Annotated in this window: 20 protein-coding genes; 4 read left to right on the plus strand and 16 right to left on the minus strand. The window is 25.4% G+C overall.

The genetic code is table 11. The features are described from left to right. Nucleotides 1–59 precede the first annotated feature (59 nt). From NSA50_RS04695 to NSA50_RS04710, 4 genes are all read right to left on the minus strand, one after another. Complete coding sequence (locus tag NSA50_RS04695) at nt 60–2,051, minus strand: ABC transporter permease (RefSeq protein ID WP_257443301.1); 1,992 nt, start codon at nt 2,049–2,051, stop codon at nt 60–62. Further along, complete coding sequence (locus NSA50_RS04700) at nt 2,041–2,811, minus strand: ABC transporter ATP-binding protein (protein WP_195429699.1); 771 nt, start codon at nt 2,809–2,811, stop codon at nt 2,041–2,043. The genes NSA50_RS04695 and NSA50_RS04700 overlap by 11 nt, the downstream gene beginning before the upstream one ends. Nucleotides 2,812–2,925: 114 nt before the next feature. Then, on the minus strand, nt 2,926–3,936 hold the full coding sequence (locus tag NSA50_RS04705) for a sensor histidine kinase (RefSeq protein ID WP_257443302.1): 1,011 nt from the start codon (nt 3,934–3,936) through the stop codon (nt 2,926–2,928). Then, nucleotides 3,927–4,607 (minus strand): response regulator transcription factor, encoded by a 681-nt coding sequence (locus NSA50_RS04710; protein ID WP_195429701.1) that lies wholly within the window; start codon nt 4,605–4,607, stop codon nt 3,927–3,929. Before NSA50_RS04710 ends, NSA50_RS04705 begins: the two co-directional genes overlap by 10 nt. A 320-nt stretch (nt 4,608–4,927) precedes the next feature. Here NSA50_RS04710 and NSA50_RS04715 point away from each other — a divergent pair, with 320 nt between their 5' ends. Then, on the plus strand, nt 4,928–5,059 hold the full coding sequence (locus tag NSA50_RS04715) for a hypothetical protein (protein ID WP_257443303.1): 132 nt from the start codon (nt 4,928–4,930) through the stop codon (nt 5,057–5,059). A 90-nt stretch (nt 5,060–5,149) separates the two neighbouring features. Here the strand turns inward: NSA50_RS04715 and NSA50_RS04720 are convergent, their stop codons facing one another. Further along, entirely contained in the window at nt 5,150–5,914 is a 765-nt protein-coding gene (locus tag NSA50_RS04720; protein ID WP_195429703.1) for a hypothetical protein, read from the minus strand. Between the two features lie 177 nt (nt 5,915–6,091). After that, nucleotides 6,092–6,544, minus strand: a complete 453-nt coding sequence (locus NSA50_RS04725) for a metallophosphoesterase family protein (RefSeq protein WP_257443306.1) — start codon at nt 6,542–6,544, stop codon at nt 6,092–6,094. A 116-nt stretch (nt 6,545–6,660) separates the two neighbouring features. Between NSA50_RS04725 and NSA50_RS04730 the strand changes: the two genes are divergently transcribed. Then, nucleotides 6,661–7,074, plus strand: coding sequence for an EamA family transporter (locus tag NSA50_RS04730; protein ID WP_257443378.1), 414 nt, complete (start codon nt 6,661–6,663; stop codon nt 7,072–7,074). A gap of 123 nt (nt 7,075–7,197) precedes the next feature. Here NSA50_RS04730 and NSA50_RS04735 read toward each other — a convergent pair whose 3' ends face one another. From NSA50_RS04735 to NSA50_RS04745, 3 genes are read right to left on the minus strand one after another with little or no spacing between them, the layout of a single operon-like run. After that, nucleotides 7,198–7,422 (minus strand): hypothetical protein, encoded by a 225-nt coding sequence (locus NSA50_RS04735; protein ID WP_195265033.1) that lies wholly within the window; start codon nt 7,420–7,422, stop codon nt 7,198–7,200. A 13-nt stretch (nt 7,423–7,435) separates the two neighbouring features. Then, nucleotides 7,436–8,662, minus strand: a complete 1,227-nt coding sequence (locus NSA50_RS04740; protein WP_195265035.1) for a sensor histidine kinase — start codon at nt 8,660–8,662, stop codon at nt 7,436–7,438. Continuing rightward, nucleotides 8,655–9,335: a response regulator transcription factor gene (locus NSA50_RS04745; protein ID WP_257443310.1), complete on the minus strand. Its 681-nt coding sequence runs from the start codon at nt 9,333–9,335 to the stop codon at nt 8,655–8,657. The genes NSA50_RS04740 and NSA50_RS04745 overlap by 8 nt, the downstream gene beginning before the upstream one ends. Before the next feature lie 275 nt (nt 9,336–9,610). On the opposite strand from NSA50_RS04745, the gene NSA50_RS04750 reads away from it, so the two are divergent. Beyond that, nucleotides 9,611–10,510 (plus strand): multicopper oxidase domain-containing protein, encoded by a 900-nt coding sequence (locus tag NSA50_RS04750; protein WP_195265039.1) that lies wholly within the window; start codon nt 9,611–9,613, stop codon nt 10,508–10,510. Between the two features lie 146 nt (nt 10,511–10,656). On the opposite strand, the gene NSA50_RS04755 is transcribed toward NSA50_RS04750, so the two are convergent. From NSA50_RS04755 to NSA50_RS04780, 6 genes are all read right to left on the minus strand, one after another. After that, a complete protein-coding gene (locus NSA50_RS04755) occupies nt 10,657–11,403 on the minus strand; it encodes an ABC transporter permease (RefSeq protein ID WP_195265041.1) in 747 nt (248 codons plus the stop codon). Continuing rightward, a complete protein-coding gene (locus NSA50_RS04760) occupies nt 11,396–12,094 on the minus strand; it encodes an ABC transporter ATP-binding protein (RefSeq protein ID WP_195265043.1) in 699 nt (232 codons plus the stop codon). Before NSA50_RS04760 ends, NSA50_RS04755 begins: the two co-directional genes overlap by 8 nt. Nucleotide 12,095: 1 nt before the next feature. Next, the gene (locus tag NSA50_RS04765; RefSeq protein WP_195265045.1) at nt 12,096–13,025 is read right to left on the minus strand and encodes an ABC transporter substrate-binding protein; all 930 of its coding nucleotides are present in this window, start codon (nt 13,023–13,025) and stop codon (nt 12,096–12,098) included. Nucleotides 13,026–13,161: 136 nt separating this feature from the next. Beyond that, nucleotides 13,162–15,336: a sensor histidine kinase gene (locus NSA50_RS04770; protein WP_257443314.1), complete on the minus strand. Its 2,175-nt coding sequence runs from the start codon at nt 15,334–15,336 to the stop codon at nt 13,162–13,164. Beyond that, nucleotides 15,311–16,015, minus strand: coding sequence for a response regulator transcription factor (locus tag NSA50_RS04775; protein WP_257443316.1), 705 nt, complete (start codon nt 16,013–16,015; stop codon nt 15,311–15,313). The genes NSA50_RS04770 and NSA50_RS04775 overlap by 26 nt, the downstream gene beginning before the upstream one ends. Nucleotides 16,016–16,532: 517 nt before the next feature. Further along, nucleotides 16,533–17,216, minus strand: coding sequence for a TVP38/TMEM64 family protein (locus tag NSA50_RS04780; protein WP_257443318.1), 684 nt, complete (start codon nt 17,214–17,216; stop codon nt 16,533–16,535). Between the two features lie 439 nt (nt 17,217–17,655). On the opposite strand from NSA50_RS04780, the gene NSA50_RS04785 reads away from it, so the two are divergent. Then, nucleotides 17,656–18,768: a DEAD/DEAH box helicase gene (locus NSA50_RS04785; RefSeq protein ID WP_257443320.1), complete on the plus strand. Its 1,113-nt coding sequence runs from the start codon at nt 17,656–17,658 to the stop codon at nt 18,766–18,768. Between the two features lie 412 nt (nt 18,769–19,180). Here the strand turns inward: NSA50_RS04785 and NSA50_RS04790 are convergent, their stop codons facing one another. After that, nucleotides 19,181–21,442 (minus strand): glycogen/starch/alpha-glucan phosphorylase, encoded by a 2,262-nt coding sequence (locus tag NSA50_RS04790; protein ID WP_257443322.1) that lies wholly within the window; start codon nt 21,440–21,442, stop codon nt 19,181–19,183. Nucleotides 21,443–21,603: the final 161 nt, after the last annotated feature.

The raw sequence follows: 21,603 nt of genomic DNA on the forward strand, positions 1-21,603 counted from the left end.
ATACTTTTTAAAAATTTACAAGTAGGCACTTTTAAGAAACTATTAACTAATAATAATTATTATATATTTTGATTTATATTTTTCTTTGCTCCAATATAAGTTGCAATAAAATATCCACCATATATCACCAGCAATACACATAAAGATATTAATATATTATTCATTATGCTTATACTACCAAATAACTTTATGACATTTTTAGAAAACTCTAATCCTACTATTGAATGTATTAAAGCTAATGATAAAGGCATCATAAAGTAAATTCCTATTTGACTTAATAAAGATCTATTAATAATATTATCATCTACACCTATTTTTCTAAGTAAATTATATCTTTCAATATTATCTGTTGATTCTGATAATTGTTGAAGAGCTAATACTGCTGCTGATGTTATTAGGAATATTCCACCAATATAAATTCCTAAATAAGATATTAACGCTCCTGCACTTGATGTATCAGTCACTAATTCTTCTTTAGACATATAATATAAATTTTGATATTTGCTTTCTATTATAGAATCTACCTCTGAACTAATTAGATTTTCAATATCACTATTTCCTTCTTTATAATTTAAATTTAAAAATGAACTTTTGGCTGTCAATCCATTTATAAATTTATCATTAACTACAATAGTACATATATTACTTTTCATCATTTGATTATAAGCTACAACTTCTATTGCTTTATCTATACCTGGTTTAAGAATAGTTCCATTTATATTTATTTCCTTATTATCACTTAAGACTTTATCTAATACTTTTACTGAATCATTTATATCTGTGAATATTGCATATTCATTATCTTCTAAGCTTATATTTTCTCTATCTAACATCTTCATAATTTCATTAAATTTTGATAACCCTATGATTTGAACTGGTTGATTTACTGAAACAGGATAGAAATTTTTAAGCTTTTCTCTTCCATCTTCTGATAAAATATCATTATATTTAAGGTCACCAGTATAATTTATATAACTAACGTACTTATCGGAATATTCACTTAAATCTACTCCACTTTCTTCCAACGCCTTTTCTATATCCATCCCTTTTAAATTCCAGAATGTTAAATCATATTGTGTTAAATCTTTTATGTCTTCATTTATTGCACTGCTAATTCCAAGTCCACCTGAAAGCATACAAATCCCTACAAACAACATCAAACATATAAAGGACATTGATATAAAAACTGTGTTTATCTTACTATTTATTTGTCTTAATACAAACATATTTAAATCTTTTAAATAGTATTTTTTATTAGCTTGAACAATCTTTAATAAAAAACCAGATAATGAAAAGAAAAATAAGAATGTTCCTATAGAACCTAATAATATACTTAATCCACTAATACCTATTTCTAAAGTTGCTACTCCACCCTTAAGGACAGTATAATAAGCATATCCTAGTATAATACAACTTATAAAAAAGATTATTACTGAAACCCAGATATTTCTTACTTTTATATTTTCATTTTTTCTTGATGATGTTAATAAATCTATAAGAGTAATTTTTCTTATTGATATAGAATTAAACATTAATACTAATAAATAAATGGCACCAAAGCAAACTATAGTTTTTATCATCGCATTATATGAAAAGATAAACTTAAATTTAATAAGATTAACTTTAAACATTTTTGCAGTTAATACTGACAGTCCTTGTGATAATAGTATTCCTAAACCTAGTCCAATAGCTAAAGATATTATTCCTACTAGTAAAGTTTCTATAAAAATTATTTTTGATAAACTTCCCTTTTCCATTCCCAAAGTCATATATATTCCAAACTCTTTTTTTCTTCTTTTTATTAAATAATTGTTTGCATATATTATTAAGAATGCTAATATGAAAGATACAAATATCGAAGCATATCCCATTATATTTTCTACTTGTTCAAATGCAGATGCTTGCATATCATTTAACTCCATCATAATACTTTGAGATTGTATTGAATTAAAAGTGTAAAATATACATACTCCAAATACTAATGTTAGAAAATAAATAGTATAGTCTTTAAAGCTTCTTTTTAAATTTCTAAACGCTAACTTAGAATACATTATTTTGGTCACCTCCAAGAAGTGTTATAACTTCAATTATCTTTTCAAAGAATTCTTTTCTAGAGTCATTTCCACGAACTAATTCATTAAATATCTTACCATCTTTGATAAACAAAATTCTTCTTGCATAGCTTGCAGAAAAAGCATCATGTGTAACCATCATAATAGTTGCATTTAGATTTTCATTTAAATCTTCCATACTCTCTAATAGCATTTTAGCTGATTTGGAATCTAATGCTCCTGTAGGCTCATCTGCTAATATTAATGAAGGGCTTGTTATTATTGCTCTAGCAGATGCAACTCTTTGTTTTTGTCCTCCTGACATTTCGTATGGATATTTATTTAAAATTTCTTCAATATTTAATTTTCTTGCTATATCTTTAACTTTTTTATCTATTTCCTTATGATTTGTCTTTAATATAGTCAAAGCTAATGCTATATTTTCATAGGCTGTTAAAGTATCTAGGAGATTAAAGTCTTGAAATATAAACCCTAGTTCTTCTCTTCTAAACTTTGCTATTTTTTTTGAATTTAACTTTGTAATATCATTTCCTGATATATGAATATGACCACTAGTCACTTTATCTATAGTTGATATACAATTTAACAGTGTAGTCTTACCGCTTCCAGATGACCCCATTACACCAATAAATTCTCCTTCTTCTACTGAAAAACTAATGTTATTAATTGCTTTAGTTATATTACCTTTTCTTCCATAATATTTTTCTATATTACTTACTCTTAATACTTCTTTTCCCATATTATTATTCCTCCTATTTGATACTATAGGATAATTCTAATGTTTAGCAGCTATTTAATCCATTGAAGAACATAACAGAAAACTTACACTTTTGTAATATAATAATATTTAAAATTAGTTTTCAAAAATCATCATTCTATTTATAGGAAATGTTATTGATACTTTAGTCCCATTATTCAGTTCTGAATTTAAACTTATTCCAAGCCCAAGTTTAATTGCTAGCTTTTTGCATAAATATAGACCTATCCCCGTTGACTTTCCAAATTTACGTCCATTTTCTCCTGTATATCCCTTTTCAAAAGCTTTAATTGCATCACTTTCACTCATTCCAATACCACTATCCTCAATATGTAATACAATGTTATCACCTGATTTTTTAGTATAAAATTTAATCTTACATTCATACCTTCTCATATATTTTATAGAGTTAGATAATATTTGATTAATAATAAACTCAATCCACTTACTATCTGAATACACAGTTACATCTAAATCATTAGTTTCGATTTTTATTTTTCTTTCTATTAAAACATTAGCATTTCTTTTTATAACCTTGTTTACAGAATTTTTTAAGTTTAACTCTTTTATAATATAGTCCTTTTCTAAAGCATTACTTCTTGTATAAAAAAGTGCTTGCTCTATATAATTTTCAACTTTATCTATTTCTTCATCTATACTCTTAGTTAATTCAGATTTATTATTTTCTATAAGTAATTTACAACTTGATATTGGAGTTTTTATTTCATGAACCCATAACTCTATATATTCTCTATATTCATTATTATTTATTTTTAAAGAAGCTATTTCATCATTCATTGATTTAGAAGTTTCTTTAAGTACATAATATAAAATTTTACTATCTAAAAAGCTTCCTTCTTCTAAAATTTCTGAAATTAAATATTTTTTATCTAACACATCTAAATTAGAAATTAACTCATTATAATACTTTTTCTTATTAAAATAATCATAAATATGAAATATTAATATTCCAATACAATTAAAGATAAATATAATTGCATATAAATCTACATTTAAAGCATTAAGTAATATTGAAGTAAAAATTAATATACCTATACTTATTACAACAAATAATATTCTTTCTTTAATAAAATCTATTAATCGCATATTAATATATATCCTTGCCCTCTCTTAGTTTTTAAATAATCTATTGCACCTATTTCTTCTAGTTTTTTTCTTAAACGATTTATATTTACTGTTAATGTATTATCATCAACAAACTCATCAGATTGCCATAAAGATTCAATTATTTCATTTCTTGATACTATCTTTTCTTTATTTTTTATTAAAACATATAGTATTCTACTTTCATTTTTACTTAATTCTATTCTTTTATTGTCATATTCAGCTTCACTTGTAGATAAATTATGTAAAAGACCTCTATATTCTAATACTTCTGAATCGGAATTATTATAAGTTCTTCTTATTATTGAAGATATCCTAGCTAAAAGTATTTGAGTATTATATGGCTTTGTTATAAAATCATCTGCACCTAAGTTCATACTCATCAGCTCATCTACTTCACTATCTCTGCTAGTAACTACTATTATTGGTACAGAACTCCTTCTTCTAATTTCTCTACATATATAATACCCATCGTAATATGGCAAATTAATATCTAATAATACTAAATGATATTTCTCCTTCATGAACTCTTCTACTATATTTTCAAAATTTAAAGAATAACTAGCTTCATATCCATATCTATTTAAAAATGTACATAATTCATTTCTTATTTTTTCTTCATCTTCTATTATAAAAATTTTCTTCGTATCCATATTTCCTCCAAATTATAAATCCATTTTTTTCTTATTTTGTACTATACTCAATTATATATCAAACTTATATATTTAATGCAATTAATTATTTACATAATTTTTATTGATTTTATGTTAAATAGTCAACAAATTTATTTTATTAAAATACACACTTAAATTTGTACAAACTATCTTAGTTTGTATAAAAATTTACTTATCTATAAATAATATTAAATTTAAATAATTCAAGAAAGACATTTTATTATTCTAAATTATAAAATAATATTTTCTATTTATAAGGGAATTCTATTATTGATAATAATAATTTAGGAGGACTTAAAATGAAAAACAAAAATTCTAACGATGTTACTAACCCATCATCACCTAATTATGATAAGAGAATTAAAAATAAAGCTAATGAAAAAACTCCATATGGTGAAAATGAACCATCTACTCATACAACATATAAATAAAACTTAATATCCATAAAAAATACCGTTTATAAAATAAACGGTATTTTTTATTAATTAACTATATACATGTTTCTAACATTTATTATTTTTCTATCCTAATAATCGATTTACTATATCATTTGCATCCTGTGCTATTGGTATTATATTTTTGACAAAAGAAATAGTAGTATTAATACTTGTAAGCAAACTTAAAACCTTTTTTATATTTTCTTTAAACTTTTGATTTTTAGAAGCTTCTTCGCAAATATTTTTATTTAGCATTATACTTCCAAGCCCTTGCTCTATAGATGTTTTTAATCCATCTATTCCATATATCTTGTATTCTTCAATTTTATGATATAAATCGCCGAGTACATTATTTAAAAATAATTTCAGTTCCTCATTTACTTCTAAATCCTCAAGGTCTTCCATTAATACTTCTATCTTTTCTTTAAATTTCATTAAATTCTCTTCTTCAATATTTCTATATTGATTACATACATCTAAAGCTAATGCTAACCCATTTATAGATATCAATATTTCCTTTGTAATTATAATATCTAGCTTGTGTATATCATCTTCTAATCCTATAGCCATAATTTTCTTTTCAAAATTAGTTAGTGATTTTACCAATTCCTCTTTTGAATTACTTTCAATCTTATTAGTAAGTTTTTTTATATTTTCTATCATTTCAATAATTTGTATGATAGATTTAAATATTTTCTCGTCATCGTTTATATCTAAATCGAAAACCTGAGCAAGAACTGATTCTACCGTTCTAAATCTACTTTGTTTGTTAGCATTATTACTACAAAACTCTTTTGATTTACTTAAGATCTCGTATAGCCTAACTGCCGGATTAGTTGATAATACCATACTACCCCCTCCATAAAATTTGATACAGTTACTATTTCTATACCCTAATACTGTTCTCCTCTTTTTTTCTTTAATCTTAATAGTTTTTTAAGTATTAAGTATTATTAAATTATAATTAATATTTAATTTTTCCTTTACTATATATAATGCTTTAAATGTATATTATATGTATGTTTTTTAATTATTTATATCTATTTTCTCTATTTGCACTTTTCCATTTTTAATATTCATAATAGCCATAGTTAAAGGTAATGAAAATCTTCTTTTACCACAACTTCCAGGATTAAGATATATAACATTATCCAATGTTTCTAAACTATGCTTATGTGAATGCCCATATATAATAATATCAACTTCTTCTAAATTAACATTTATATTATTTTTTTCATGAACAACATATATCTTCTTTCCCTCTATTTCTAATAGTTCTTCTTTATTTAATATGCCTTCGAAATTTTCATTATCATTATTACCTTTTACTGCAACTGTTTTTGTAATACTATTAAGTTTTAATAATATTTCCTTATTACAAATATCTCCTGCATGTATTATTAAGTCACATTTATTTAAATAGCATATTACCTCTTCTCGTAACAAATTGTGTGTATCTGAAATAATCCCTATTTTCATATATTTATCATCACCTTTTTGTATATTTAATGGTATTATATAATTAAATTTAAATTATACATTTTATGGAGGATGTTGTATTGATAAAAAAATTTAATATTAAAGGAGTTGCTAATATGTGGGTTATTTATGCATTGCTATCAGCTTTTTTTGCTGCACTTACATCTATTTTAGCTAAAATAGGAATAGAAAACATAAATTCAAACTTAGCTACTGCAATACGTACTGTTGTTGTCTTAGTAATGGCTTGGGGAATAGTTTTTATTAATGGTAGCATAAATCAAATTAATAACATAAGTCAAAAAAGCTGGATTTTTTTAATTTTATCTGGTATAGCTACTGGCCTATCATGGCTATTCTACTACAAAGCCCTTCAAATAGGAGAGGCTTCAAAAGTAGTTCCTATAGATAAATTTAGTGTTGTAATAACCATGGTATTAGCTTTTGTAATTTTAAAAGAAGCACTTACAGTGAAAACAGTTCTAGGTGGAATATTCATTACAATTGGAACTTTTATAATGATCTTATAGAGATTATTATTCACTATTAACTAAAAAACTAACTGTAAAAACTTAAAATTAACAAGAAAACTCAGCCAAAGCTGAGTTTTTTCATTAATTGTACATTATCTATTTTCAATTATTAATTAAAATTTAGTCCTCCTTATAATTTTCAACTACATCTTTTATAATTTCTTTAATTTCACTTAACGATAAATCCAGTGTTTCAAGACCTCCAATATCACACCTTGCTGTAGTCTTTATATTATTAAATATCCTTGCGTATAATTGCTTTTTATTATCAAATTGCTCATTATCTTGCAATATATATCCATAAATTAATTTTGTTTCTTTTTCTATATAATCTCTATCATTCATAATAACATTTCTCCTATTTTAATTCTAAATTTGATTTTTCACTATTAAATTCTATAATAAACGTGGTATCTTTCCCAATATTACTTTCTGCATATATTTTCCCATTATGACTTTCAACTATAGATTTAGCTATTGATAATCCTAATCCATATCCACCAGTTTCTCTAGATCTAGATGTATCTACTCTATAGAATCTTTCGAAGATTTTATCTAAATCTTCTCTTTTTATCCCTTTACCTGTATTTCTAACTTTTAATCTTACTTTATTTTTATCTAATTTAAGTTCAACATATATTTTACCATCTTTATTAGTGTACTTTATTGCATTGTCTAATAGGATTATACATACTTTTTTTATGCTTTCTTTATCTCCTTTTAAAAGCACATCATTTAAAATATTGGTTTCTAGTTCAATTTTATTTTCAAATATAACAGCTTCAAATGTTAATAATATATTATTTAACAATTTACTTAAATCAAATATTGTAAATTCTATAAGCTCCTTACCTGTATCAAGCTTAGCTAAAGATAACATTTCATCAATTAATTTTGCCATTCTCTCTGTTTGATTATTTATATAATTTACCCATTTAATTTGATTAATTATAGTATCTTCTTTATTAGATAAGATTACAGATGTGTTTGTTCTTATAATTGCAAGTGGTGTTTTAAGCTCATGTGAAGCATCTGCAATGAATTGTTTTTGCTTTTCAAAACTATCTTTTATAGGTTTTATAGTTTTATTAGTTAAATAAATACTTATAAAAAGTAATACTATTAAGCTTATACTACCAATAGTTAAAAATGAACTTAAAAGACTTGATAAAGCGTTTATTTGAGGCTCTCTACTCATAAGCACTATCTTCATTCCCTTATTAGTAGTTTCTTTCATATAACCATAACTATTTCCATCTAATTTAACTTTATCAAATTTTTTATCACTTTTTATTATTTTATATACAATATCCTCTAAAATTTCCTTTTTAACTTCCATAAAGGTTACTACATTAGCTATATTATTTTCAGTATCCAAATCAATGATTATACTACTAGTCATCATTGGTGAATCTGGCCCTGGCCCCTTATGAGGATTAAACATTGCACTCTTTAATTGATGTTCTAAATCCTTTTCCATATTAATAGCAGTATTAGCATATACAGTTCCAAAAATCAGTATGAAAACTAAGGTTAATAGTGACATATTTATTAATATAAACTTCTTCTTTAATTTATCAAACACCACTATCCTCCATTCTGTATCCTACACCTCTTATAGTTACAATACTTACATTTGATTTTAAATAAGATAATTTTTTCCTTATAAATGAAATATATACTTCTATATTGTTATATTCAACCTCTGAATCAAACCCCCAAAGTTTCGTTATTAAATCATCTTTACTAACAACACATTTGGGCCTTTCCATAAAATATTTAATTATTTCAAATTCCTTTAAAGTTAATCTTATACTTTCATTATTTACATCTAAATCATAAGTATCTATATTTAAACTTATATCTCCATAAGTTAATATATTGTCATTTACAACCGTTCCTTTTCTTCTAGTTATAGACCTTAGTCTCGCTAGTAACTCTTCTGTAGCAAAAGGCTTTGTTAAATAATCATCTGCACCTAAGTCTAGCCCTAAAACTCTATCCTCAATTTGACTTTTAGCTGTCAGCATAATAACTGGTGTAGAAACCCCTGATTTTCTTAACTGCTTCAATAAGCTTAATCCATTTAATTTAGGTAGCATGATATCTAAAACTATAACATCATATATTCCTGTTAAAGCATAATCTAGCCCATCTTCCCCATCATAGACGGCATCAACTGAGTATTTATTATTTGTTAATATTTGAAATAACGCTTCTGAAAGTTCTTTTTCATCTTCTACCAATAATAGCTTCATATTCATTCCCCCTCAATTTTATAAAATTGTAATTTATTTATTCTCATGCATAACTCTTTCTACTTTACTCTTTCTAGATTATATCCGATTTTTAATTCTTTATATAAGTATTGTTAGTTTTAATAAGATTTTATCACAGAAACCTTAAAATTAAATTAAATTCTACTTAACTACATTATTTACTGTTTTTAGAGTTAATTTAAGTATTACAAATTATCACAGTTTCTTTTTAAATAAATATATTATTACCATAGTCATTTAATAGGAGATTTATTATGGTTATAACACCTGGAATAAAGGATTTAGATTATATTTATAAAGATGGAGTTAAGCATTTTACTTTAATTGCAGAAGAAGTTAACTTGGAACTTATACCTGGACTTTTTATACGAGCCTGGGGCTATAATGGCTCAGTACCAGGCCCAACTATTAAAGTTAACCCATCCGATAAAGTATGCATTAGAGTTATAAATAACTTACCTGAAAAAACAAGCGTTCATTGGCATGGTTTAGAAGTACCTAATGATATGGATGGTGTTCCTCCAATTGAACCATCACCCTTCATAGAACCTGGTGAATACTTTGATTATCATTTTAAAATTAATAATCCACCTGGCACATATATGTATCATTCCCATGTTAATGTTCTAGTTCAAGATAATGCAGGACTTCTTGGAGGCTTTATCATAGAGGATCCAAAAGATAAAAAAAGAAAAAATTATAAAGATTATTTTGTAGTTCTTCAAGAATTTGCAGTTAATGAATTACCTTGGGGAGATATAACTAAAGGCACCTATAACCTAACATTTAAAATGCCTGAATTTAATTTCTTCACCATGAATGGTAAATGTTATCCTTCTACTGATCCACTTGAAGTTTGCTATGGCGATACTGTAAAGGTAAGATTCTGTAATATCCAAATGCATCATCATCCAATTCATATTCATGGTCATGAATTTAAAGTTGTTGGTGCCGATGGATTCCCAATAAGAAAAGAAACTCAAATATATAAAAATACAATTTTAGTTGCTTCAGGAGAAACATGGGATATTGAATTTATAGCTAAAAATCCTGGTATTTGGCCAATGCATTGTCATATGCCTCATCATGTAACTAATAATGCTGCCCCAGGAGTTGGCGGCATGTTTACTACAGTAAATTATATAGATAAATAATATAATAGAATTTTGCTTAAATAATTATTTTTATATCTATTAATTTGCTACATCAAACAATTTATACAATTATCATTTAAAATAAAAACCTAATTAGTTATAAATATACTTAAGAAAGTATGTTCTATATACTAATTAGGCTTTTATTAATTCCATGGACATATTTTCTTTTCTAATAAATCTATAATTTTAAATATAATAAGAGACATAATACTAAGAGCTAATACTCCAGCAAACATTCCTTTATAATCAACCATTGACCATGAATTCATTATATAATATCCTATTCCATATTTAGTTGCATAATTTTCACTAAAAAACAAAGCTGAAATTGCAATTCCTATACTTACTCTTAAAGCAGAAAATACTTTAGGCGCTATTGCAGGCATTACTACTTTTAATATAGTGTCGCTTTTACTAAATTTCATAACTTTTGCAGATATTAAAACATCTTTGTCAATTTCTTTAACTGCATCTCTTGTAACTATTAAAATTTGAAAAACAATTATAGTTACCATAAGTATTATTTTAGATTTATCACCTATACCAAACATAACCATAAATATAGGTAAAAATGCTATCTTTGGTATAGGATATAGTAAATATACTACTGGTGATATTATTTTATCTACTAAACTACTAAGTCCAAGAGCAATCCCAATTGGAATACCTATAATTAATGATATTAATATAGCTCCCAATATTCTATACATACTATATAAAATATGATATATAAAATCATTTTGTAATAATCTTATTAACTCATATATAGTAGTTTTAGGGGTTGGTACCATATTGGTACCTATTAATATGCTTAATAAATACCATAAAACAAATATAATTATAACTCCATAGAGGCCTTTTATAATTTTTAATAGTAGCTCTTTAATCATATAGTTTACCTCTTACTTCATTACATATTTCTATATACTCTTGTTTTCTTCTTATATCTTTATCTCCAAAATACTTATTATTAATTATGCTATGTATTTTACCTTCTTTCATAACAACTATATACTCACCTAAAAAAACAGCTTCTTCAATGCTATGTGTTACTAAAATCATAGTATTATTTCTCTTATCTTTTATTTCTAAAAGTAAATCCTGGATTTTTTCCTTATTTATTGAATCTAGTGCAGAAGTTGCTTCATCTAATAATAAAGTTTCTGGATTGCTTATAATAGTTCTTGCAATAGCTACCCTTTGCTTTTGGCCTCCACTTAGTTCCTTTGGATATTTATTTTTAAAACTTAATAAATCTAATTCTTTTAGTACATCATTAACTAATTTTTCTTTTTCTTTTTTTGTAAATTTATATTTATTTAATCCAAGTTCTATATTTTTATATACTGTGAACCAATTAAATAATCCTAAATTTTGTAGTATTAAAGATGTTTCTCCTTCTATTTCTAATTTCCCTTCATAATTAGAAATAAGCCCTGCTATAGTATATAGCAGGGTTGTCTTTCCACATCCTGATTTTCCTATAATTGCATAAGTCTTTCCTTTTTCTATAGATAAACTTAAATTATCTATAGCTTTTTCATCCTTATACTTAACGGTTAAATCACTTATTTTTATCATTCTACTTTACAAATTTTCCTTCTAGTAAATCAGCTGGCTTTACTGATAAATCTTTATTTAAAGTCTTTTCAGTCCAGTCTATTATACTTTGTAAATACTCATCACTTGGAAGGGCTGCTTTTTTATATGTAGGTAATACCATAATATCTTTTACAGCAGGATTTGTATTTGGTATTTTTTCAATTAATATATCTTTTGCCATTTCAGGATTTTTATTTATTTCTTCTACAGCTTTATTATATGCTTCATGGAAGGCCTTAATAGTATTTGGTTTTTCAGATATAGCTTTTCCAGTAAACACTAAACAATCTGCTGAAAACTCATCATCCATTCCATAAATATTTTTCTTTAATCCTTGTAATTCTCCATTTGAAGCTACTGGTTCTGGGAATAAACTCATATCAACTTCACCACTTTTTAAAGCAGCAAGTCTTGCTGGTATTTCATTTATAAATACCTTTTCTACATTATATTTATCTCCAAGCCACTTATCGATTAAGTAATTAGAAACGCTTACTTCCATCATTCCAACTTTTATGTCCTTTTTATCAGTTGCTCCTTCAGTAGCTAATACAGGGAACATTCCATCTGTCATTGTTGTTGCTTTTATATCAAATCCACCATCTACATTAGTAGCAACAGCTATAAAGTCAGTCATTGCTCCATCTATAGCATTACTTTGAAGAGCACTTTGTCTATTTTGAGCATTATTATAAATTTCTATTTCTACATCTATACCTGCCTCTTTAAAATATCCATTTTTTTCTGCAATAAGTATTGGTGCTGTATCAACAGCTGGCATTAAACCAATTTTTAATGTAGCATCTTCCACAGAAACTTCTTTATTTTTTTCATTAGATCCACATCCAATTAAAATAACTGAGAACATTGATATCAAAATAAGTGATAACAATTTTTTTAAATTTCTCATTTGTTAATCCTCCTACAAACTTTTAATTCAATTTAATTATAGTTAACTAGACAATCTATTTCAATATTAACAGTAAATTTATTGTATAAATTATAAAAAATCACTAATATATATGGTATATTAGTGATTTTTTTAACTATTTTTTAAATTTTAATACTACTTTAAATAAATCTCCATCTATTTCTATATCTAATGTTCCACCTTGTAATTCAACAAAACTTTTAGCTATTGCTAATCCAAGTCCTGATCCTTCTGTATTTCTAGACTTATCTCCACGAGCAAATCTTTCTACTATTTCTTCAGCTGTAAAATCAATTTCATTTGCTGACATATTTTTTAACATTACATAAACTTCTTCATTTCCATCTATTATATCTATATATACTCTTGAGTTTGGCATTGAGTATTTCACTATATTTATTAATAAATTTTCAAACACTCTAAAAGTTTTTTGACTATCTAAAGGAACTATAACTTTATTTTCTGGGAAATTCCACTTGAATTTTAGTGATGATTCTTCAATTTTATCACTTAATTCAAATTGAGTTTGCTTCATAAGTGAAACTATATCCACATTAACTATATTTAGTTGAATATTTTTACTTGTTGCCTTACTTACTTCAAATAAATCTTCTATCAAGTTCTTCAGCCTTTGGGATTTTCTATCTAATGTATCTAAATATAATTTTCTATTTTCTTCACTTATATTTTCATCTTTTAATAAATCTATATAAGTGATTATTGATGTTAATGGTGTTTTTAAATCATGAGAAACATTAGAAATAAGCTCTGTTTTCATTCTTTGACTTTTTACTTCTTCATTAACTGCATTTTTAAATCCTTTTTGTATTTTTTGAAGTTCATCTTTTAATGGTTCAAAAACTCCAAGTTCTTCTTCTATAGTAACATCTAAATTACCTTCTGCAATTTTATTTGTAGCTTCTAATAATATTTGATACTTATTCCTTATATCATTAAAATACTTTCTTAAAACAAAATATAAAAATACTGTATATATTATAGCTGCACCTACTCCTAAAAACCATATGATACTCATAAAAGCAAGAGCTATAAAGTTTACTGCTAATATCTTTATTATTATTTTATTAGATTTATCATTTAAATCTACATTTGTAACTTCATCATATATTTTTGTCCATATTCTTTTTATTAGCCTAAATATTTTATATATTATTGTATTATCTTTTATATAGTTTTTTAACCCTTTATTAAATATATATTTAATTAACACTACTGCTGTAAAAGCTGTTATTAATAGTACAAACCAATAAGCAATATTACCTATCATTAATATTGAATTTGTAAACTCAAATGGTATTCCAACTCTTACTAGTGATTCCTTAACCCATTCATTGTTTACAGTCCAATAGGATATATTAGGTGAAAACGCAACTAAAGTTGTTATTAACGTAATTAAAATTACACTTATTTCAAAAGGAATCTTAATAATTCTTTTAACTCCTATAATATCCTTTGATTTTCTAAATGGAATAATTAACGATATAAGAATTATAGCTATATAAGCTATTAATATATAAACTAGTATTATATCCCCATATGCATAGCTATCTGCTCTATCAATATAATTGCTTATTCTATCAACATATTTAAGATCATTTGGTACACCATAAACAATAGTTATATTTTTAGGATTTGATAAAACAAAATCACTATCTCCATTAATTAAATTTCTCCACTGAAAATCTAAGAAAGTGCTTATTACATTTTCATCAGCACCTTTTATGTTATTTACACTAATTTCTCCATAGTCATTATAATCAATAACCATGTAATAGCCATAATAATTATCTAAATCATTTAATGCTTCTTTATTATCTTTATTTAAAATTAAATCACTTAATTTTTTTTCCGTATTTGAAGAAAACGTATTAGTTTTTTTATCAACTATATAATAATCTAAATTCTTTAATTCTCTTTTTAATACTTTATTCCAATTACCTATTTCATAATTAATATTTCTCTTTATAAAGCTATAATCAACTCTATCATTTTCACTATAGCCTTTATATTCTTTAAAAAAGATTTCATCAGCAGGAATATCTTTATTTTGCTCCTTTTCTAAAATATCTTTATACAATACAAAACTTCCTTTATATAGATCCATTTGAAAATTATAATCTTCAAAATATGAAGGCTTTTCTTTTTCATTTGCAAGTTTTGCTATTCTAGGGTAAGATGCCACTAAACCTATTGATGTCATAATCACTAATATATATACTATTGCACTTAAAAAATAATTATTTTTACTGCTTTTCAATTTTGTATCCAACTCCCCACACCACCTTTAAATATTTTGGATTTTTAGGATTAATTTCAATTTTTTCTCTTATATTTCTTACGTGAACCATTATTGTATCAGTATTAATTGCTTGCTCATTCCATACTCTTTCATATATTTCTTCAGGAGAAAATACTCTTCCTGGATTTTGCATAAGCAAATGAAGTATTTTAAATTCAATTGGAGTAATTTTTACTAAATTCCCATCAACAGTTAATTCAACTGTATCAACATTTAATTCAAGTCCTCCAATTATAAAGCTATTAGATTTTTCCTTTTCTACACCTACTAAACTTAGATATTTTGAATATCTTCTTAATTGAGAGTTTACTCTAGCTAGTAATTCTAAAGGTGTAAAAGGCTTAGTCACATAATCGTCTGCACCTATATTTAATCCCATTATTTTATCAACTTCTTCTGATTTTGCTGAAAGCATTATAACTGGAAAATCATATTTTTCTCTAAGTTTCATAGTCATAGCTATTCCATCCATCCTTGGCATCATTATATCTACTATAGCCAAGTGAATTTCTTCTTTATTTATAATTTCTAACCCCTCTATTCCATTGTATCCTTTAAAAACATTATATCCTTGGTTTTTTAAGTATATTTCTATAGCATCAGCTATTTCCTTTTCATCTTCTACAACTAAAACATTATATGACTTCATATTTCAACCCCGCTTTTTCTGTAATAATATAAATATTATACAATAAAAGTATTAAATTAATCTCATTAACTAAAGTATATCTTGAAATCCTAAAGATAAACTTTAGTTAATTCTAAAAAATTTCTAAAGAGATTCTTTAATTTTCTCACTATAATCTTTTAATTTGTTGATACCATCTAATATAATAGCTTTAAATTCACAAACATTTATTTTTATTCATTCTTTATATTAGCTTACTAATATGAAAATTTATTAATTTATAAAGAAAATAAAACTTTTTGTTGACTATTTATCTATTTAATGTTATTCTAATTGAGCAGTTGGTACGTAAGTGCTAATTACTCGAGGAGCTTGGGTTGTCTTTCGCCGGATACCAAGCTCCTCTTTATTTTTATGTATCTAAAATTATTAAGACAAAATAATAATCTGCTATATCTAAGAATATAGAATATAAAATTCGAATTTTTGCAATTAATAATAAACTATAATAGGAGTTGTCTTATGACAACTCCTATATTTATATGGCTTTTATTAATTTTGTTAATTTGTCTTCTATTTTACTACTATTTATTACTATAATTATAGATACTAATAGTACTAGTCCCCATCCCCATAATGGAATTGATAATTTAGCTGATCCTAATGCACATGCTATTAAGATTTCCCATGGTCTTGTAAGTATTAGTATAATAAAATATCTTTTAAAACTCATACTACTAAGTCCAACTAAAAAATTTATAATATCATCAGGGAAAAACGGAAGTAACAGCATTAAAAATATTATTATTTCTCCCTTTGGTGAGTTTATTATTTCTTCGTATTTATTCAAAATCTTATCACTTACAAATCTTTCTACAAATGCTTTCCCACATATTCTTGATAAGTAAAATATTATTGCCGATCCACTAATTATAGCTAAAGTAGTTATTATAAAAGATTCCCACATTCCAAATACCATTGTCCCTGCCACAGCACTTACATTGCTAGGTATAGGAGCAATAATGATAGAAGCTAATTGTAATAAAAAAAATATAATAAAAGCTTTGTTTCCAAATCCCTCAATATATACTTTAAAATCTTCTAATGATGACATATAGCCTAAAATCCCACTTGATTTTAAGTAAATTATTATAGATATAAATGCTACTATTACTATCAACAAATATATAAATTGTTTTGCTTGTATCTTTCTTTTACTCATTAATTCTCTCCTTTTACAAATTAATTTTCTAAATTGAATGAACTTCTCCGAAAATACTAACCTTAAAATACTTAGTGATTTTTGTAATATCACTTTTTATTTACTACCACTTTTATTTAATCTCATTTTTTGTTAATTTCAGTATAAGTTTAAAATCTTAATATATTTTCATATAAAGCTTAAGATTTCCTAAATATAAAATAAAGAAAATCATATGTATAATTTAAATTCAATTTTTACTTTATGATTCTTTTTATTAAAATTTAGTTAGATAGCTTATTCTATTTAATATGATTTATAACTTTATATTGATTATTGATATTTTAAGTGTTATTATTAAGCCATTAGTATATGAGTACTATAAAGTGAGCTTGGTTGTCTTTCACCAGATACCAAGCTCTAATTTATTTTATATAACTTTCAAAGAAAGGATAAAATTATGAATTTTAAAAGTTTAAAGATAAATGAAAAATTAATTGACTCATTGAAGAAAAATGGCATAGTAGCGCCTACCAAAGTTCAAATTAATGTTATACCTGAAATAATTAATAAAAATGATGTAATAGGAAAATCAAAAACTGGCTCTGGAAAAACCCTAGCCTTTTTATTACCTATACTTCAAAGAATAGATAGTAATTCTAAAAATACTGAAGTACTAATTTTATCTCCAACTAGGGAACTTGCAATACAAATAACTGAGGAAGCAAATAAATTTAATATAAATGATATCGGAATTTTAGCTGCTTACGGTGGAAAAGACGTTGGTTCTCAATTAAAAAAGCTTAATAAAGGTATTAATTTAATAATTGCAACTCCAGGAAGATTACTTGATCATTTAGAAAGAAAAAGTATAAATTTAAGTAAACTAAATACAGTTGTTATAGATGAAGCTGATCAAATGCTTTTAATGGGATTTAGAAATGAAATTGAAAAAATAATGTCTTATGCTCCAAAAAAACTTCAAACGCTTTGCTTTTCTGCAACTATAGATTCTAAAGTAAAAAAACTTGCTTATAGATATATGAATAATCCAGCTATTATTGATATTACAGAAAATGAAGAAGCTGAACTTCCTAATATTAAGCAAGAAGTCGTTAAAACTACAGATAGATGGAAAGTTGATGCTTTAGTTAAAGTTTTAGAAGAAGATAATCCATTTATGTCTATTATTTTTTGTAGAACTAAAAGAAGAGCTGATGAATTAGAAGTAAAGCTAGCTGCTAAAGGTATAAAGGCCGCTAAAATACATAGTGATGTTCCTCAAAATAAAAGGGAAAAAATTATGAAATCTTTTAGAGATTGTGAGATTCAATATTTAATAGCAACCGATGTTGCTTCAAGAGGAATAGATGTTACTGGAGTTACTCATATATATAATTATGATGCACCAGAAAGTGTTGAAAGCTATATTCATAGAATAGGAAGAACAGCTCGTGCTGGAGCCAGTGGTTATACCTGTCTTATTACAGATCCTAAAAACTACAATATATTAGAGGAAATAGAAAATTACTTACAGTATACAATTCCTGAGCGTGAAGTTAACTTCAGATAAAAGATAGAAATATAAATCTGATTATTGCAGCGCTCTTTACAAGTTAACATAAACTTACAGATATACATTTGAAAACTGATATTATAGTTAAAAAAATTATAAATATGCATATGTATATATCGTAACTCTGAACATATTATAGCTATAAAATCTATAGAAATTTCAGTATAAGCAAAGGATATAACGAAACATTATATCCTTTGCTTATATAAAAATATATAATAAATAAACATATTATTTTAATAAATAAAAAGTTAATAGAAAAATTTCAAGGACGTCGCGTTTCGCGACGCCCTTGAAATTTAATTATTAATAACTCTTTTTATAATTAATCACAAAAAAGACAGTAGATATATTTATTTTACCAAAACATATCTACTGCCTCTTTGTAGTTGTAATTTATACTGATCTTCTACTTTAATTTCCAGATTTCATTATTGTATTGCTCAATAGTTCTATCTGATGAGAAGAATCCGGCTTTACTAATATTAACTAAAACTTTTCTATTCCAAGTTTCTCTATCTTCATAATCTTTAAATACTATTTCCTTAGTTTTAATATACTCTTCAAGATCTAGCAATGTCATAAACCAATCCTTGTTGATTAATTCCTTATGAAGTCTTGTTAGGTTTTCTTCATCTCCAACTGCTATCATTTTATCGCTAACTATAAAGTCAACTAATTCCTTTATTGCAGGCTTTTCATAGTATTTCTTTGAAACATAATCTGCTTTTTTATAGTGTTCAATAACAGCTTCACTGCATTCACCAAATATATAAATATTGTCATCTCCGACTAATTCATGTATTTCTACATTAGCTCCATCTTCTGTACCTAAAGTTAATGCTCCATTTAACATAAACTTCATATTACCTGTTCCAGATGCTTCTTTGGATGCTAGAGAAATTTGTTCTGAAACATCACAAGCTGGAATTAACTTAGATGCTTTTGTTACATTGTAGTTTTCTACCATAACAACTTTTAAATACTTATTGACTTCAGGATCATTATTTATGATTTCTTGAAGACATAAAATAGTATGAATTATATCTTGAGCTATTATATAAGCTGGTGCTGCCTTAGCTCCAAATATCATTGTTATTGGAGTTGTTGGGATATTCCCCTTTTTGATTTCTAAGTACTTATGAATTATATAAAGAACATTCATTTGTTGTCTCTTATATTCATGAAGTCTCTTAATTTGAATATCAAATATAGAATTTTCATCTATTTCAACACCTTGAGTTTCTTTTAGGTAATCCTTAAGAGCAACTTTATTATGCTTCTTAATTTCTCCTAATTTTTTTAGAACTTCTTTATTATCTACATATTTTAATAAGTCTTCTAATTTAGTAGCATCCTTTTTATAATTATCTCCAATTAGCTCACTTATATACTTTGCAAGATCGTTATTGCAATGAATTAACCATCTTCTAAATGTTATCCCATTTGTCTTATTATTAAACTTCTCTGGATAAATATTATAAAAATGCTTTAATTCTTCTTCTTTTAATATATCTGTATGAAGTGCAGCAACTCCATTTACGCTAAATCCATAGTGAATATCCATATGTGCCATATGAACTCTGTTATCCTTATCTATTATATATACTTTTTCATCATCATATTTAGCTTTTACTTTGTTATCTAGCTCTCTTATTATTGGCATTAATTGTGGAACAACTTTATCTAAATATTCTATTGGCCACTTTTCTAATGCTTCTGCTAATATTGTATGATTTGTATATGCACAAGTCTTTGTAACTATTTCGATAGCCTCATCCATACCTATTCCTCTTTCTCCTAAAAGACGAATTAATTCAGGAATAACCATTGATGGATGTGTATCATTTATTTGAATAACTACATGATCATATAATTTGTGCAAATCATATCCATTTTCTTCAGCTTCTAATAAAATTAATTGAGCTGCATTACTTACCATAAAGTATTGTTGATAGATCCTTAATAAGTGTCCAGCTTTATCACTATCATCAGGATATAAGAATAAAGTTAAGTTTTTCTTTATTTCTTCCTTATCAAAGTTTATACCATCCTTTACTAGTGATTCATCTATTGTATCTATATCAAATAAACGAAGCTTATTACATGACTTATCATAACCTGTAACATCTATATCATAAAGGCTTGATGTAACTTTAAATCCTCCAAATGAAACTTCAAATTTTATATCTGATTTATTTAACCAGCCTTCGCTAGTTATCCATGGATTTTTAACTGCCTTTTGTTTATTATTTTCAAATACTTGCTGGAATAATCCAAAGTGATAATTTAAACCTACCCCATCCCCATTTAAACCTAAAGTTGCAATTGAATCTAAGAAACATGCAGCTAATCTTCCTAGCCCACCATTCCCTAATGATGGTTCTAATTCTATTTCTTCAATTTCAGTTAATTCTTTACCATTCTCGCATAATACTGCATTAACTTCTTCATAAAGCCCTAGATTAATTAAGTTATTTGATAGTAACTTTCCTATTAAAAATTCTGCTGAAATGTAGTAAAGTTTTTTATCTCCCTTATTTCTTCCCCTTTTGTTAATTGCTCCTTTTGTTAATTCTAATAAAGCTAAATAGGTTTCTTCGTTGCTTGCTTCTTTTATTGTCTTTCCAAATCTATTTTCTAGAATTTTTGTTAAGTTTTCTTGTACCATTATTCTATCCCACCCTTAAATAATTATATACTTTTTAATAATCTTATTTGTACTAATTTAAATTTAAAAGGTTCATAAACCCTTTACAATTACTATAATATCAACTTTAGATATGTTAATTTGTACATTTATTCTTTTATTTGTATATTCCTTATATAATT

It is taken from the genome of Clostridium mucosae (assembly GCF_024622765.1).
Lineage (GTDB): Bacteria > Bacillota > Clostridia > Clostridiales > Clostridiaceae > Clostridium.

What these genes read in the sequence shown, in the direction of transcription:
- NSA50_RS04780 (WP_257443318.1), bottom strand. Translation starts at nt 17,216, where the DNA reads ATGAGTAAAAGAAAGATACAAGCAAAACAATTTATATATTTGTTGATA.
- NSA50_RS04745 (WP_257443310.1), bottom strand. Translation starts at nt 9,335, where the DNA reads ATGAAGCTATTATTGGTAGAAGATGAAAAAGAACTTTCAGAAGCGTTA.
- NSA50_RS04715 (WP_257443303.1), top strand. Translation starts at nt 4,928, where the DNA reads ATGAAAAACAAAAATTCTAACGATGTTACTAACCCATCATCACCTAAT.
- NSA50_RS04750 (WP_195265039.1), top strand. Translation starts at nt 9,611, where the DNA reads ATGGTTATAACACCTGGAATAAAGGATTTAGATTATATTTATAAAGAT.
- NSA50_RS04695 (WP_257443301.1), bottom strand. Translation starts at nt 2,051, where the DNA reads ATGTATTCTAAGTTAGCGTTTAGAAATTTAAAAAGAAGCTTTAAAGAC.
- NSA50_RS04710 (WP_195429701.1), bottom strand. Translation starts at nt 4,607, where the DNA reads ATGGATACGAAGAAAATTTTTATAATAGAAGATGAAGAAAAAATAAGA.
- NSA50_RS04760 (WP_195265043.1), bottom strand. Translation starts at nt 12,094, where the DNA reads ATGATAAAAATAAGTGATTTAACCGTTAAGTATAAGGATGAAAAAGCT.
- NSA50_RS04785 (WP_257443320.1), top strand. Translation starts at nt 17,656, where the DNA reads ATGAATTTTAAAAGTTTAAAGATAAATGAAAAATTAATTGACTCATTG.
- NSA50_RS04720 (WP_195429703.1), bottom strand. Translation starts at nt 5,914, where the DNA reads ATGGTATTATCAACTAATCCGGCAGTTAGGCTATACGAGATCTTAAGT.
- NSA50_RS04730 (WP_257443378.1), top strand. Translation starts at nt 6,661, where the DNA reads ATGTGGGTTATTTATGCATTGCTATCAGCTTTTTTTGCTGCACTTACA.
- NSA50_RS04775 (WP_257443316.1), bottom strand. Translation starts at nt 16,015, where the DNA reads ATGAAGTCATATAATGTTTTAGTTGTAGAAGATGAAAAGGAAATAGCT.
- NSA50_RS04790 (WP_257443322.1), bottom strand. Translation starts at nt 21,442, where the DNA reads ATGGTACAAGAAAACTTAACAAAAATTCTAGAAAATAGATTTGGAAAG.
- NSA50_RS04735 (WP_195265033.1), bottom strand. Translation starts at nt 7,422, where the DNA reads ATGAATGATAGAGATTATATAGAAAAAGAAACAAAATTAATTTATGGA.
- NSA50_RS04765 (WP_195265045.1), bottom strand. Translation starts at nt 13,025, where the DNA reads ATGAGAAATTTAAAAAAATTGTTATCACTTATTTTGATATCAATGTTC.
- NSA50_RS04755 (WP_195265041.1), bottom strand. Translation starts at nt 11,403, where the DNA reads ATGATTAAAGAGCTACTATTAAAAATTATAAAAGGCCTCTATGGAGTT.
- NSA50_RS04725 (WP_257443306.1), bottom strand. Translation starts at nt 6,544, where the DNA reads ATGAAAATAGGGATTATTTCAGATACACACAATTTGTTACGAGAAGAG.
- NSA50_RS04705 (WP_257443302.1), bottom strand. Translation starts at nt 3,936, where the DNA reads ATGCGATTAATAGATTTTATTAAAGAAAGAATATTATTTGTTGTAATA.
- NSA50_RS04700 (WP_195429699.1), bottom strand. Translation starts at nt 2,811, where the DNA reads ATGGGAAAAGAAGTATTAAGAGTAAGTAATATAGAAAAATATTATGGA.